Annotated in this window: 12 protein-coding genes; 8 read left to right on the forward strand and 4 right to left on the reverse strand. The window is 72.4% G+C overall.

What is annotated here, in order from left to right:
• On the forward strand, positions 1–1,595 hold a 1,595-nt coding region (locus AB4Z02_RS17040; RefSeq protein ID WP_441972427.1), incomplete at its 5' end, for a helicase-associated domain-containing protein.
• Positions 1,596–1,625: 30 nt separating this feature from the next.
• Here the strand turns inward: AB4Z02_RS17040 and AB4Z02_RS17045 are convergent.
• Positions 1,626–2,570 (reverse strand): hydroxymethylglutaryl-CoA lyase, encoded by a 945-nt coding sequence (locus tag AB4Z02_RS17045; RefSeq protein ID WP_441972428.1) that lies wholly within the window; start codon positions 2,568–2,570, stop codon positions 1,626–1,628.
• A gap of 172 nt (positions 2,571–2,742) precedes the next feature.
• On the opposite strand from AB4Z02_RS17045, the gene AB4Z02_RS17050 reads away from it, so the two are divergent.
• The 3 genes from AB4Z02_RS17050 to AB4Z02_RS17060 all read left to right on the forward strand — a co-directional run bounded on the left by AB4Z02_RS17050 (position 2,743) and on the right by AB4Z02_RS17060 (position 6,118).
• Positions 2,743–3,468, forward strand: coding sequence for a hypothetical protein (locus AB4Z02_RS17050; RefSeq protein ID WP_441972429.1), 726 nt, complete (start codon positions 2,743–2,745; stop codon positions 3,466–3,468).
• 3 nt (positions 3,469–3,471) lie between these two features.
• Positions 3,472–5,121: a DNA repair helicase XPB gene (locus tag AB4Z02_RS17055; RefSeq protein ID WP_056881978.1), complete on the forward strand. Its 1,650-nt coding sequence runs from the start codon at positions 3,472–3,474 to the stop codon at positions 5,119–5,121.
• A 220-nt stretch (positions 5,122–5,341) separates the two neighbouring features.
• Positions 5,342–6,118, forward strand: coding sequence for a CHAP domain-containing protein (locus tag AB4Z02_RS17060; RefSeq protein ID WP_441972432.1), 777 nt, complete (start codon positions 5,342–5,344; stop codon positions 6,116–6,118).
• Between the two features lie 166 nt (positions 6,119–6,284).
• Here AB4Z02_RS17060 and AB4Z02_RS17065 read toward each other — a convergent pair whose 3' ends face one another.
• Genes AB4Z02_RS17065 through AB4Z02_RS17075 form a run of 3 tightly spaced genes read right to left on the reverse strand, consistent with a single transcriptional unit; the run spans position 6,285 to position 9,681 of the window.
• Positions 6,285–7,223, reverse strand: a complete 939-nt coding sequence (locus tag AB4Z02_RS17065) for an acetamidase/formamidase family protein (RefSeq protein WP_441972433.1) — start codon at positions 7,221–7,223, stop codon at positions 6,285–6,287.
• Positions 7,220–8,689 (reverse strand): APC family permease, encoded by a 1,470-nt coding sequence (locus AB4Z02_RS17070; protein ID WP_441972435.1) that lies wholly within the window; start codon positions 8,687–8,689, stop codon positions 7,220–7,222. The genes AB4Z02_RS17065 and AB4Z02_RS17070 overlap by 4 nt, the downstream gene beginning before the upstream one ends.
• Positions 8,690–8,733: 44 nt before the next feature.
• Positions 8,734–9,681 (reverse strand): proline iminopeptidase-family hydrolase, encoded by a 948-nt coding sequence (locus tag AB4Z02_RS17075; RefSeq protein WP_441972437.1) that lies wholly within the window; start codon positions 9,679–9,681, stop codon positions 8,734–8,736.
• A gap of 101 nt (positions 9,682–9,782) precedes the next feature.
• On the opposite strand from AB4Z02_RS17075, the gene AB4Z02_RS17080 reads away from it, so the two are divergent.
• The 4 genes from AB4Z02_RS17080 to AB4Z02_RS17095 all read left to right on the forward strand — a co-directional run bounded on the left by AB4Z02_RS17080 (position 9,783) and on the right by AB4Z02_RS17095 (position 14,443).
• Positions 9,783–10,538, forward strand: coding sequence for a FadR/GntR family transcriptional regulator (locus AB4Z02_RS17080; RefSeq protein ID WP_441972439.1), 756 nt, complete (start codon positions 9,783–9,785; stop codon positions 10,536–10,538).
• A 76-nt stretch (positions 10,539–10,614) separates the two neighbouring features.
• Positions 10,615–11,322: a response regulator transcription factor gene (locus AB4Z02_RS17085; RefSeq protein WP_056882071.1), complete on the forward strand. Its 708-nt coding sequence runs from the start codon at positions 10,615–10,617 to the stop codon at positions 11,320–11,322.
• Positions 11,323–11,325: 3 nt separating this feature from the next.
• The gene (locus AB4Z02_RS17090; protein ID WP_441972441.1) at positions 11,326–12,882 is read left to right on the forward strand and encodes a sensor histidine kinase; all 1,557 of its coding nucleotides are present in this window, start codon (positions 11,326–11,328) and stop codon (positions 12,880–12,882) included.
• Positions 12,883–12,934: 52 nt separating this feature from the next.
• The gene (locus tag AB4Z02_RS17095) at positions 12,935–14,443 is read left to right on the forward strand and encodes a S1C family serine protease (RefSeq protein WP_441972443.1); all 1,509 of its coding nucleotides are present in this window, start codon (positions 12,935–12,937) and stop codon (positions 14,441–14,443) included.
• Positions 14,444–14,456: the final 13 nt, after the last annotated feature.

A 14,456-nucleotide genomic window follows, 5' to 3' on the forward strand; every position in this document is an offset into this window, starting at 1 on the left:
AGCCCGCCCTGTCGGCGCCCGCCCCGACCGGCGACACCCGCGAGCCGGGCGCGGTCGACGCCGCGGCCGGCCAGCAGGTCACCGACCTGCTCTCGCTCGTCGACGAGCTGGCCGCGGAGTGGGGCCTTCGACCCCCGCGCGTCCTGCGCTCGGGCGGCTTGGCCGTGCGCGACCTCAAGCGCCTCGGCTCGGTCCTCGACGTCGACCAGGTGCGCGCAGCCTTCGTCGCGGAGCTCACCTACACGGCCGGTCTCGTGGCGGACGACGGCTCCCTGGAGCCGTCCTGGGCCCCGACCCCGGCGTACGACGAGTGGCAGCAGCAGCCGGGCGACCAGCGCTGGGCGGCCCTTGCCCGGGCCTGGCTGCTGACGACCCGGGCTCCGCACGTGGTGGGCACGACACCTCCCGGCGCGACCGGGACGGTCAACGCCCTCGGGCCGGACGCGCACTGGCCGCCGGCGCGGGGGCTTCGCCGCGACGTGCTGGACCTGCTGGCGTCAGTCCCCACCGGGCTGGCCCCCCGGGCCGACGAGGTCGTGGCCAGCCTCCGCTGGCACCGCCCCCGACGGGTGCCCGGCAGCGTCGACGCAGTCGTGGCCGCGGTGCTGCGCGAGGCCGAGTGGCTCGGGGTCACCGGTCGTGGAGCTCTCTCCAGCGCGGGTCGCGCGCTCTTGGAGGGTCGCGACGAGTCGTCCCTCGCGGCGGCCATGCACCCGCACCTGCCCACGCCGGTCGAGCACGTCCTGCTCCAGGCCGACCTCACTGCGATCGCACCGGGGCCGCTGGCCGGGGGGCTGGCGACGTTCATGCGCCTCGTTGCCGACGTCGAGTCACGGGGCGGGGCGACCGTCTACCGCTTCACCCCCGACTCGGTGCGACGGTGCCTGGACGCCGGCTGGTCGGTCGACCAGGTCCTCGGAGCCCTCGGCGACGCCAGCCACACCCCGATCCCCCAGCCACTGGACTACCTGGTCCGCGACGTCGCCCGGCGCCACGGGCAGGCTCGCGTCGGCGCCATGAGGGCCTACATCCGCTGTGACGACGAGACGACCCTCGGCGCGATGCTCGCCGAGCGCGAGCTGTCACCGCTGCAGCTGAGGAGCGTGGCGCCCACCGTGCTGGTCTCCCCCGTCGCCGCCGAGACGGTGCTCGACTTCCTGCGCGAGAACGGCTTCGCCCCGGCGGCCGAGACCCCGGACGGCGGCATCGTCGTCCCCCAGGCCGGGCGGCACCGTACGCCGCTGCAGCGCCGCTCCGCCCCCGTCACCGCTACTGGGGTGGACGACGAGCTGGTCACCACCCTCGTCGGTGCGCTGCGCGCCGGTGAGGAGGCGGCGCAGTACCACCGCGACCAGCTGGCGAGCCGTCCCGGACCCAGCCTGCCCAGCACCGACCCGACCACCACGCTCGCCGTCCTGCGCGACGCGGCAGCGGACCGCCAGCCGGTGTGGATCGGCTACTCCGACGCGGACGGCCACGTCCAGCGCCTGCTGTTCCAGCCCGAACGCGTCGAGGGCGGGCGGGTCCACGGGACCGTCGACGGCACCGCCCGCACGCTGTCGATCCACCGCGTCACCGGGGCAGCAGCCGGCTAGGTCGTCGTCGCCCGACCGGGCAGCGGTGGGTCAGTCGTCGCTGCCGGCGAGGGCCTTCACGACCCGCGAGGGCGACGGGCGCCCGAGCTGGCCGGCCATCCACACGCTGGTCTGCACCAGCGCGTCGAGGTCGACGCCGGTCTGCACACCGGCGCCGTCGAGGGCCCAGACGAGGTCCTCGGTGGCGAGGTTGCCGGTGGCACTCTTGGCGTAGGGGCAGCCGCCCAGGCCGCCGGTCGAGGCGTCGACGACGGTCACGCCGTGGCGCAGGGCGGTCATGGTGTTGGCGAGCGCCTGCCCGTAGGTGTCGTGGAAGTGCACACCGATGCGTTCGACCGGTATGCCGCGGGCCACCAGCGCCTCCAGGAGCCGGCTCACGTGGCCGGTCGTGCCGACCCCGATGGTGTCGCCGAGGGAGAGCTGGTCGGCGCCCAGGTCCATGAGCCGCGCGGCGACGTCGACGACCTGGTCCACCGGCACCGGGCCCTCCCACGGGTCGCCGAAGCACATCGAGAGGTAGGCCCGCACCCACAGCCCCGCGTCGCGGGCCCGGGCGACCACCGGCGCGAACATGTCGACCGACTCCGCCACCGTGCGGTTGAGGTTCTTGCGCGCGAACGTCTCGGTCGCACTGCCGAACACCGCCACGGCGCCGACCCCCGCCTCGAGCGCCCGGTCGAGGCCGCGCTCGTTGGGCACCAGGACGGGCCGTCGCGGGCCGAGCCCCTCGTCGCCGAGCAGCTCGAGCAGCTCGGTCGCATCGGCCAGCTGCGGCACCCAGCTCGGGGGCACGAAGGACGTGGTCTCGATGGTGCCGAGTCCGGCGCCCGCGAGCCGTCGCACGAACTCGGCCTTCACCGTCGCAGGCACGACGGCCTTCTCGTTCTGCAGCCCGTCACGGGGACCCACCTCGTAGATGGTCACGGCGGCGGGCAGGTCGGTCGCAGGCTCGCGCTGGGGCAGTCCGGTGCTCACACGCCGATCCTGCCACTCCGGGTGGGCACGGCCGGACCCGCACGGGCTGATCCGCGCGGCCAGCCGCAGCCCGGGTCCGCACGCCGGCCGGAGCCCGATCCGTACGGCTGGTCCCCGGCAGGCGGGGCGCGGGTTAGATTTGGCGCAGTACCGGACGAGCGAAGGACGGCCCATGAGCGACACCCCCAGGCACGACGACCCGGAGGGCCAGCCCTACCGCGACCCCACCGCGCCTGGTGACGAGTCGTTCTCCACGAGCGGCCCCTCCTTCGGGCAGAGCGGTGAGGCGGACCAGGCCGGCGACGCCGGCGCCACCGAGCACACCGAGCAGCTGCCCACCAGTGGCGACACCCAGCAGGTCCCGGCGGCGTCGAGCCCCGATGCGCCCCCGCCCAACCCCTACGGGCAGAGCTACCCGCCGCCCCCACCGCCGCCCGGCTACGGCAACGCCCCGGGTGCAGAGCCGGGGTACGGCAGCGCTCCCAGCGCCCAGCCCGGGTACGGCACACCACCCTCCCCGCCCGGGTACGGCGCCGCGTCGCCGCAGCCCGGGTACGGCTCTGCGCCGTACGGTTCGGCTCCCGGCTACGGCAACGCGCCCTACGGCTCCGCCCCCGGCTACGGGACCCCCGCCCAGGGGAGCCCGGCGGCCATGAGCGGCAGCACCATCGCGCTGCTGGTCGTCTCCGGCCTGCTGACCATCGGCGCCTGCGGCACGGGCATCCCGGCGCTGGTCTTCGCCATCCTCGCCGCCACGAAGAAGGACGAGCCGGCCGAGGCCGCCAAGTGGACCCGCTGGGGCTGGATCGCCCTCGGCATCACCGTCGTGGTCGTGGTCATTGCCATCGTGGGGTTCGTCGCGCTGGCCGTCTCCACCGGTACGAGCTCGGGGTACTGACGCGTGCCTGACGGCCCCCTGATCGTCCAGAGCGACAAGACCCTGCTGCTGGAGGTCGACCACCCCAGCGCCGAGGAGGCGCGCCGCGCCATCGCGCCGTTCGCCGAGCTCGAGCGCGCACCGGAGCACATCCACACCTACCGGGTCACCCCGTTGGGCTTGTGGAACGCCCGTGCCGCCGGCCACGACGCGGAGCAGGTCGTCAACGCGCTCATCACGCACAGCCGGTACGCCGTGCCGCACGCGCTGCTCGTGGACGTCGCCGACACGATGGACCGCTACGGCAGGCTCACCCTCGAGAAGGACCCGGAGCACGGCCTCCTGCTGCGCACGACCGACCGCCCGGTCCTCGAGGAGGTGTTGCGGCACAAGAAGATCAAGCCCCTCGTCGGAGACCGCCTCGACCAGGACCGCGTCCTGGTGCACCCCTCCGAGCGCGGACACCTCAAGCAGGAGCTCCTCAAGATCGGCTGGCCGGCTGAGGACGAGGCCGGATACGTCGACGGCGAGGCCCACCGCATCGACCTCGACAACGCGGACTGGTCGCTGCGGCCCTACCAGCAGCAGGCGGTCGACGGGTTCTGGCACGGCGGCTCGGGCGTCGTCGTCCTCCCCTGCGGCGCCGGCAAGACCCTCGTTGGTGCCGGTGCGATGGCGCAGGCCAAGGCGACCACCCTGATCCTCGTCACCAACACCGTCTCGGCCCGGCAGTGGCGCGACGAGCTGCTCAAGCGCACCAGCCTGACCGAGGACGAGATCGGCGAGTACTCCGGTGCCCGCAAGGAGATCCGGCCCGTCACCATCGCGACCTACCAGGTGCTGACGACCCGCCGGAAGGGCGTCTACACCCACCTCGACCTCCTCGACGCCCGCGACTGGGGCCTCGTGGTCTACGACGAGGTGCACCTGCTGCCCGCGCCCATCTTCCGCATGACGGCCGACCTGCAGGCCAGGCGTCGCCTCGGGCTGACCGCGACCCTCGTGCGTGAGGACGGCCGCGAGGCCGACGTCTTCTCCCTCATAGGGCCCAAGCGCTACGACGCCCCGTGGAAGGACATCGAGGCCCAGGGCTACATCGCTCCGGCGGACTGCGTCGAGGTGCGGGTGACGCTCCCGGACACCGAGCGACTCGCCTACGCCACCGCCGAACCCGAGGACCGCTACCGGCTGGCGTCGTGCAGCCCGGTCAAGATCCCGGTGGTCGAGAAGATCGTGGCCCGGCACCGCGGCGAGCCGACCCTGGTCATCGGGCAGTACCTCGACCAGCTCGATGAGCTGGCCCAGCGCCTCGGTGCCGACGTCATCACCGGTGAGACGCCGGTCGCGCAGCGGCAGAAGCTCTTCCAGGCGTTCCGCGTCGGGGAGATCGACCTGCTGGTGGTGTCCAAGGTCGCCAACTTCTCCATCGACCTGCCCGAGGCGAGCGTCGCCATCCAGGTGTCCGGCACGTTCGGCTCGCGGCAGGAGGAGGCCCAGCGGCTCGGTCGGGTCCTGCGCCCCAAGGGCGACGGCCGGACCGCGCACTTCTACACCGTGGTCTCCCGCGACACCGTCGACGCCGAGTTCGCCGCGCACCGCCAGCGGTTCCTCGCCGAGCAGGGCTACGCCTACCGCATCGTCGACGCGGACGACCTCCCGACCGCGACCGCCTGACCCCGGAGTGACGATGGGGGAGCGCTCCCCTCCCCCCGCCGCCCACCTCACCCGCATGGCGCGAGACACGTTGCGCTGCAACGAATCCAGCCAACGCGGTCCAGCTGAAATGGCGACCCGGCGGGGAGCTCTCCCCATCGCCACCGGTGCGCCGGCGCTCCTACCTTCAGGTCAGCAGCCGGGCCGAGGGGGCCGGGCCACACCACAGGAGCTGAAGAGAATGGGCATCAACACCATCGCGTCCAACCCGGTCCGCCTCGCCGTGGCGTCCGTCGTCGGCCTCGGCACCGTCGCCGGGATCGCCGTCGCCGCGGACGCCGCCACGGGCACCATCAAGACCTCCGGCGCGAGCTTGTCGGTCCGCAAGGGCCCGGGCACGAGCTACGCCAAGGTGGGCACCGTCGCCAAGGGCACGAAGGTCAACATCATCTGCCAGACCACCGGCAGCAGCGTCAAGGGCACCTACGGCACCTCCAACATCTGGGACAAGATCGGCACCGGCCGCTTCGTCTCCGACGCCTACGTCTACACCGGCTCCGACGGTCGCGTGGCCCCCAGCTGCGGCGGCTCCACCCCCGCCCCGAGCACCCCGAGCGGCGTGATCGGCAACAACTACCCCTACAGCGGCCAGACCTCCGGCGTCGACCCGTGGAACTTCTACAAGGGCCAGTGCACGTCCTTCGCCGCCTGGCGCGCCCGTTCGGTCAAGCACGTCGGCTTCACCAACTCCTACAAGGGCCAGCACTGGGGCAACGCCAACCACTGGGACGACGCGGCGCGCGCGGCCGGCGTCACCACGAGCAGCGTCCCGCACGTCGGTGACATCGCCCAGAGCGACGCAGGCAGCTTCGGCCACGTCGCCTACGTCGCGAAGGTGAACTCCAACGGCACCTTCGTGGTCGAGGAGTACAACTGGACCCACCCGGAGCACTACGGCACGCGCACCGTCAGCCGCGGCTCGGCGCACGGCCAGTTCGACACCTTCATCCGCTTCTGAGCGGAGCGGCCGCACCCCAGCGCCACGGCGACGGCGCCCTCCCTGCAACGGGAGGGCGCCGTCGTCGTCCTCGCGCGCCCCGATACCGGGCCATGGGCCGAAAGTTCACGGCACGCCCACACAAACGCGCCCTGATACCGGGCCATGGGCCGAAAGTTCGTGGCCGTCAGAGGGTGTCGAGCACCTCGTGGGCGATGCGGGCGAGCGTGACGGCACCGACAGGGCGGAACGGGTGCAGCGGGTCGGGCGCGACGGAGCCGGTGGGACCGCCCAGCTCGGTGTGCGCGAGGGCGCTCATCACGACGTACGCGTCCTCACGACTCACGCCGCGCTCGTCGACCAGGACCGAGAACAGCGACTCATAGGCCATGTCGATCGAGTCCTGGACCGGGTCGCCGAGCCCCACGCAGACCAGCTCGCGGCCGGTGTCGACCCGCGGGGCCCGCATCCGTGAGCCGAGTCCCTTGACCACGTCGACGCTGACGGTGACCCGGCCGGCCGCCTCGATCGCGACGAACGACGACTCGCCACGGCTCATCACGGCGTGCAGGTCGCCGAGGGAGAGCAGCGCACCGGGCACCTGCACCGGCAGGTAGACCGTTGAGCCGGGAGCGGCATCCGTGAGGTCCATGTTGCCGCCGGTGGGGTAGCTGGGCATCACGGTCGACAGCTCACCGTCGGCAGGTGCCACCATGACGCACCCGGCCATCGGCTCGACTGCGCAGTCGAGCCGCTCGGTGAGCTGGGCTCGCCCGTCCCGCAACGGGATCCGCCGGACGAACCACTCCTCGCCCATCGGGCCGGCGAGCGCGCCGGCGCCCGGGATGTAGACCGACCAGCCGACGTCGCCGAAGGTGATGTCGTGGATGGTGACGGCGAGGGCATCCCCCGGCTCGGCACCCTCGACGAACACCGGTCCGGTGACCGGGTTGAGCGGCGCGGTGATCTTCGAGAGGTCGCGCAGCTCCTCCATCTGGGCGTAGGCGGCGTCGTCGGTCTCGAAGGAGATCCGGTCGCCCGCCCCGGCCACGACCCGCAGCACGGGTTCGTCGGCCGCCGAGAGTCCCGGGCGTCCCTGGTCCCTGGTCAGCAGGTGCGTGCTCATGCGCGCTCCCCCGTCGCGATCTCCGCCCGCTCGCCCGCGCCCTCTTCCGGGTCTTCTCCTGGGTCCTCGTCCACGGCGCCGATGCCGGCGGAGTGGCCCGCGGCGTGCTCGGGCAGGATGCCGCGGTCGTGCGTCGTGTACCAGGCCAGCACGAGGACGCCGATGGCCAGCCAGACGAGCCCACCGATCTTCGCGGCCGGCTCGGCGTTCCACAGGACGTAGGCGATCACGGCGAAGCCCAGGATGGGCGACACCCAGTGCAGGAACACGTTGCGCGACCGGTTGCGAACGGCATACCAGCTCACGACGGACACGTGCAGCAGCAGGAAGCTGGTCAGCGCACCGAAGTTCACCAGCGACGAGATGAGCCCGACCTGGCCGACGAAGAAGAGGCCGGTCACCAGCGTCAGCGCGCCGACGAGCAGGATGGCGCGCTCGGGCACCTTGGTCCGGGTGTTGACGTGCGCCAGGAAGCCGGGGAGCCGGCCGTCGCGGCTCATCGAGAAGAGCAGCCGCGAGGTGGCGCTCTGGGCGGCCACCGCGTTGGCGATGCCGACCGCGAGCGCGTTCATCGCGAGGAACGCCACCTGCCAGCCATGACTGCTCACGCTCTCGACGATGCCGAAGAAGGCGTTGTTGACGTCGGCCTCGGCGAACTCCTTGGTGTCGGGGACGAGCATCGCGGCCAGCCAGGTCTGGGAGACGAAGAAGGTCGCGACGAGCACGAGGCCGACGACCATGGCCTGGCCGGCAGCCTTGCGGCCACCCTTGGCCTCCTCGCTGAGGGTGGCGATGCCGTCGAACCCGAGGAAGCTCAGCACCGCGATCGACAGGGCCGTCGCGACGAGTCCCGGGGTGAACTCGCCGGAGTCGAACAGGGGCGTGGTCGTGAAGTGCGCCCCACCCGTGCCCCGCGAGATCGCGACGACGGCCATGACGATGAAGACGACGATGAACAGCAGCTCCGCCGCGAGGAAGAGCCGGTTGACGATCGCCGTGAACGAGATGCCGATGTAGTTGACCCCCGTGTTGACGACGAGGAAGACGACGATCCACAGCGCCTTGGGGATGTTCGGGAAGATGCCCGCCATCGACTCCGCGGCGAACACGTAGAGCAGCGTCGGCACCAGCAGGTAGTCGAGCAGGATGGTCCACCCCGCCAGGAAGCCGAGCTTGGGGTTGAGCCCGCGGCCGACGTAGGAGTAGACGGACCCCGCGATCGGGAAGGCGCGCGACATCTGCGCGTAGGACATCGCCGTGAAGATCATCGCGACCAGGCCGATGAGGTAGACGAGCGGCACCATGCCCTTGGACTCGTTGTAGACGACGCCGAAGATGGCCCACGGCGCGATCGGCACCATGAAGACGAGCCCGTAGATGATCAGGTCGGTGGTGGACAGGGTGCGGTTGAGCTCCTGCTTGTAGCCGAACTCGGCGAGCTCGGTGTCGTGCGTGCTGCTGCTCACGGCGCTCCTAGCGTGGGAGGGGTGGTGGGGGTATGGGGCGGGCCTCAGTCGTGCTCGCGCAGGAAGCCACCGACGACCTGGGTGAAGGCCTCGGGCTCCTCGACGTGGGGCATGTGGCTGGAGTCGGCGAAGACGTGTGACCGCGCGCCGGGGATGCGCTCGACGAACGGCTCCCACACCAGCGGCATCGCCTCGTCGTGCGCGCCGCTGACGACCAGCGTCGGCACGGCGATGCCGGGCAGCCGGTCGACGACGCTCCAGTCCTTGAGGGTGCCGACGACGTGGAACTCCGACGGGCCGTTCATCGTGTGGTAGACGGTCGGGTCGGCCTCCAGCTGGGCGAAGGACGCCAGCACCTCCGGCGGGTTGGGCACCACCCGGCAGACGTGCCGGTCGTAGAAGACCTGCATGGCCGCGGCGTACTCGGCGCTGTCGGTGGTGCCCTGCTCCTCGTGGTGCAGGAGCGTGGCCTGCACCTCCTCCGGGAGCCTGGCCCGGAGGGTGGCAGCGGCCTCCAGCCACAACGTCATCGAGGCGGGGCTGTCGGCGATGGTCAGGCTGGCAACGCCACCGGGCGCGGCGAGCAGGACCTCGCTGGCGAGCATCCCGCCCCACGACTGGCCGAGCAGGTGGAACCGGTCGGCGATCCCGAGGTGGTCCACGACCGCGCGCAGCTCCTCGACGAACAGCTCCACCGTCCAGGACGCCGGGTCCGCGTCGGGCAGGTGGGCGCTCAGGCCGCAGCCGAGCTGGTCGTAGTGGACGACCGCGCGCCCGTCCCCGGCGAGTGACGTCATCGCCAGGGTGTAGTCGTGGGCGACGCCCGGGCCGCCGTGGAGCACTACGAGCGGCGCCTGGGAAGCGTCCGGTCGCAGCGCCTCGGGGTCGCCGGTGACGCGGAACCACGTCTGGTGGCCGCGGAACGGGACGGTGCCCGTCCGGCTCGGTGCCGGTATGGCGCGGCCTGCTGTCGGTGCCTTGTCTTCTGTCACGACGCTCTCCTGGTGGACGACCGCGCCACTCAACCGCACAAATGGTCTGGTGACAATACCTTTGGCGCCGTCGTGAGACGGGCGACCCGTAGACTCCGGCCGTGAGCGAGGGCGAGCAGCTGGGGAGCGGCCACGGCATCGGGCTCGACCCGTTGCGCGTGAGCATGACCGCCTCCCTGGCCGACCGGCTCGTCACGGCGATCGCGGTCGGCGCCTACTCCCCCGGCGAGCGGCTGCCCCCGGAGCGCGAGCTCGCCGCCTCGCTCGGGGTCTCGCGCGTGACGTTGCGCGAGGCGCTGCGGCAGGTCTCCGAGCTGGGCCTCGTCGAGGCCCGTCGCGGTCGCGGCGGGGGCACCTTCGTCTCCACCGTGGACTGGGGGGAGGTGGCGCCGCAGGTCGCCCGGCGCACCCTCGAGGTCGAGCTGCCGCGGCTGCGTGAGCTCTTCGACTTCCGCTGCCTCGTGGAGGGGATGATCGCGCGCACGGCCGCCGAGCGACGCACGGCCGACGACGTCGCCGAGCTGCACGCCGCGCTCGCGGACTTCGACCGGGTCGAGGGGATGATCGAGGCGCGCGCGCTCGACCACCGCATCCACGGCCTCATCACGGCCGCCGCCCGCAACCCCCACCTCAGCCTGCTCAGCGCCCGCCTCACCGCCGCGGCGACCCTGGGGTTCGGCGCCGAGCCCTATGCCCCGGAGTTCCTCGCCCAGGCCCGCGCCGAGCACGCCGAGCTCGTCCGCCACGTCGTCCTCGGCGACGCCGACGGCGCCGGGCGCTGCGCCCAGGCCCACTTCTCGCTCACACTGGAGTCGATGCAGGCAGGGCTGCGCAAGGCCGTGGCCCGCTCCACCTGATGACCAGCGCCGAGCCGCTCGACGCGCCCAGACGCCATACAGGCAACTCCCAGACTCTGCCCGGACACTGGTGGTCGTGACCACCGCACCACCTGAAGCACGCCTGCTCGTCGTCGAGGACGAGCCCAACATCCGTGAGCTGCTCGCGACCTCGCTGCGCTTCGCAGGGTTCGAGGTCCACGTCGCCGGCGACGGCGCGACCGCCCTGAACGTGGCGGCCGCCCACCAGCCCGACCTCGTCGTGCTCGACGTCATGCTGCCGGACATGGACGGGTTCACCGTCACCCGCAAGCTGCGCGACAGCGGACGCCAGGTGCCGATCGTCTTCGTCACCGCCCGCGACTCCCTCGACGACAAGATCAAGGGCCTGACCGTCGGCGGCGACGACTACGTCACCAAGCCGTTCAGCCTCGAGGAGGTCGTCGCGCGCATCCGGGCCGTGCTGCGGCGTACCCGCGGCGAGCTCGACGAGAGCGCGGCCCTGCGCTTCGAGGACCTCGAGCTCGACGAGGACTCCCACGAGGTGCGCCGCGGCGGCCGGTCGATCGACGTGTCGCCGACGGAGTTCAAGCTGCTGCGCTACCTCATGCTCAACCCCAACCGGGTGCTCTCGAAGGCGCAGATCCTCGACCACGTGTGGGACTACGACTTCCGTGGCGAGAGCGGCATCGTGGAGTCCTACATCTCCTACCTGCGCCGCAAGATCGACGTCGACGGCGTCCCGGCACTGATCCACACCAAGCGCGGTGTCGGCTACGTCCTGCGCCGCCCGCCGGAGGCCTGAGCCATGACCCAGCCCACCGCGCCGGCCGCGCCGACTACGTCGCAGGCCACGCCGACTGCGTCGCCGGTCGCTCCCACCGGGCGTCCCGATGCGGCCCGACCGGTCATGCCCGAGCGGTTCGCCCGGCACCTCGAGGCACTCCCCCTGCGCCTGCGGCTCATCGCGATCATGCTGGTCCTGCTGCTCCTCGCGCTCACCCTGACGGCCTCGGCGACGGCCGTCCTCATGCGCCGTGACCTGCTCGGCCGGGTCGACCAGCAGCTCCGCCTGGCTGCCGACCCAGTGGCCGAGCAGGCCTTCAACGACCTGGGCTCGGCGATCAGCGAGGGCATCCCCAACGGCTACGCCTTCATCGTGCTGCCCAACGACGGCCGCGCCCCCATCACCGCAAACCCGGTGGGCGAGTCCCTGCACCCCCAGGTCCCCGCACTGACCGCGTCGAGCCCCCAGGTGCGCTCGGGTCGACCCTTCACGATCGGCTCCGCGGACGGACCGATGCAGTGGCGGGCCGTGGCGGGCCAGATCCGGCGCAGCCAGGCGGTGGTCGTGGTCGCGGTGCCCCTCGGCAGCGTCGACCGCACCGTGCGCAAGCTCGTCCTCGTCGAGCTGCTCATCGGCCTCGCCGTCCTCGTCGCGTGCGCCGTGGGCGGTTGGTACGCCGTGCAACGCGCCTTCCGGCCCCTGCGCCAGATCGAGGACACCGCCGCCGCCATCGCCGACGGGGACCTCACCCGACGCATACCCACCCGCACCGCCAAGGACGAGGTCACCTCGCTGTCGCGCTCGCTCAACGTGATGCTGGCGCAGATCGAGCAGTCGTTCAGCCAGCGGGAAGCCTCCGAGGAGCGCATGCGGCAGTTCGTGGCCGACGCCTCCCACGAGCTGCGCACCCCGCTCGCGGCCGTGCGCGGCTACGCCGAGCTCTACCGCCAGGGCGCCGTCCGCGAGCCGGCCGACGTGGCGAGCGCGATGGCCCGCATCGAGGGCGAGGCCGGTCGGATGGGTGGGCTCGTCGAGGACCTGCTCATGCTGGCCCGGCTCGACGACCAGCGGCCCCTGCGGTTCACCGACGTCGACCTCACGGTGCTGGCGGCCGACGCGACCCAGGACGCCCGCGCCATCGCGCCCGACCGCACCATCACCGTCAGCGGGCTCGAGGGCCCACTTGCTCCCACCACCGTGCCGGGCGACGAGGCGAAGCTGCGCCAGCTGCTCGCCAACCTCATGTCCAACGCGCTCAACCACACGCCCACCGGCACCCCCCTCGAGGTCGCGGTGGGCTCGCGCCGTACGGACGGGATGGCGGTCCTCGAGGTGCGCGACCACGGGCCGGGGGTGGAGCCGGACAAGGCCAAGAAGGTCTTCGAAAGGTTCTTCCGCGCCGACCCCTCCCGGGTGCGCGGAACGGGTGGCGGCAACGGCCTCGGCCTCGCCATCGCCGCTGCCATCGTCGCAGGTCACCGCGGGCGTATCGGGGTCGCGCAGACCCCCGGCGGCGGCGCCACGTTCGTCGTGGAGCTGCCCACAGCAAACTCCCAGCCGGCGCCCAGCACCCCTTGACATCGGCAGGGTTGACTGACGTCACCAAGCCAGACCGAGGAGTGCGACAGCCATGACCCAGACCCACCACGACACCCACACGGGCGCGACCGGCGAGGGCGGCCAGCCACCACAGCAGCCCGCGCCGGACCAGGGCGCGTACCCCGCGACCTCTCCCGGCGGCTTCCCCGGCGCGCAGGAGCACACCGGCCGCGGCGACGACACGGCGCCGGTCTGGTACGGCCAGACGCAGGCCTTCCCCCGCGAGGGCGCCGTCCTCGCCGACCCGCACCACGGCGCGTCGGGCGCCGGCACCACCTACCCCCCGACCGCACAGCCACCGGCTGGGCCGCCCCCTTCCGCGTTCACACGGGATGGTGCAGAGCCTGCCCAGCCGGGCAAGCGGCGCCGCTGGACGGAGCTCACCACCGTCGCGGCGCTCGCCGCCCTCCTCGCGAGCGGCGGCACCTATGCCGCGGCCCAGCTCACCGACGACGCGCAGTCCTCCTCCGCTGCGTCCTCGACGGTGCTGGGCCGCGGCACGAACAGCGCGCCGGTCGTGCAGGCCGACGCCACCAACCCCAACTGGACGGCCACCGCAGCCGCGGTCGCCCCGAGCGTCGTGTCCATCACCGTCGCGTCCAGCTCCGCCGAGGGCCAGGGCTCCGGCGTCATCATCGACGGCAAGGGCCACATCCTCACCAACAACCACGTCGTCAGCGGTGCCGGCCAGGGCGCCAAGCTCACCGTCTCGCTCAACGACGGCCGCACCTACTCGGCCACCGTCGCGGGCACCGACCCGAGCACCGACCTCGCCGTCATCACCCTCAACAACCCGCCGAGCAACCTCACCCCCATCGCCATCGGCAACTCCGACGACATCAAGGTCGGCGACCCGGTCATGGCGATCGGCAACCCGCTCGGGCTTGCGGGCACGGTGACCACGGGCATCGTCAGCGCCCTGAACCGGCCCGTGACCACAGCGGCCGAGGACGACAACAGCCAGCAGCAGAACCCGTTCGGGCAGGGCCAGCCGCAGACGCAGACCGGGGGCACCGGTGACGTCGTGACCAACGCCATCCAGACGTCGGCGGCGATCAACCCCGGCAACTCGGGTGGCGCGCTCGTCAACGCCTCGGGGCAGCTCATCGGCATCAACTCGGCCATCGCCAGCCTCGGCCAGTCCAGTGGCAGCAGCCAGAGCGGCAGCATCGGCATCGGGTTCGCCATCCCGGCCAACGAGGCCAAGTCGATCGCGAGCCAGCTGATCGACAAGGGCACGGCGGAGCACGCGTTCCTCGGGGTCAGCCTCGCCGACGGGACCGCGTCCGACGGCACCAGCCAGCGGGCCGGCGCCCAGATCTCGCAGATCTCCCAGGGCACGCCTGCCGCCCAAGCCGGCCTGCGGAAGGGCGACGTGGTCGTGGCGGTCGACGGCGAGCGCGTCGACTCGGCCCTGGCCCTGGTGGCGAACATCCGTGAGCGCGGAGTCGGCGACAAGGTCTCCCTGACGGTGTTGCGCGACGGCAAGCAGCTCGACCTGACGGCGACCCTGGTGGCCAAGTCCGGCAGCACCCAGTAGAGGGACTGGCCGG

Origin of the sequence: Pedococcus sp. 2YAF34, from assembly GCF_052114585.1 — a bacterium.
Classification (GTDB): domain Bacteria; phylum Actinomycetota; class Actinomycetes; order Actinomycetales; family Dermatophilaceae; genus Pedococcus.

Coding starts and splice junctions, on each gene's coding strand:
- AB4Z02_RS17050 (WP_441972429.1), top strand. CDS start 2,743: ATGAGCGACACCCCCAGGCACGACGACCCGGAGGGCCAGCCCTACCGC.
- AB4Z02_RS17060 (WP_441972432.1), top strand. CDS start 5,342: ATGGGCATCAACACCATCGCGTCCAACCCGGTCCGCCTCGCCGTGGCG.
- AB4Z02_RS17065 (WP_441972433.1), bottom strand. CDS start 7,223: ATGAGCACGCACCTGCTGACCAGGGACCAGGGACGCCCGGGACTCTCG.
- AB4Z02_RS17090 (WP_441972441.1), top strand. CDS start 11,326: ATGACCCAGCCCACCGCGCCGGCCGCGCCGACTACGTCGCAGGCCACG.
- AB4Z02_RS17095 (WP_441972443.1), top strand. CDS start 12,935: ATGACCCAGACCCACCACGACACCCACACGGGCGCGACCGGCGAGGGC.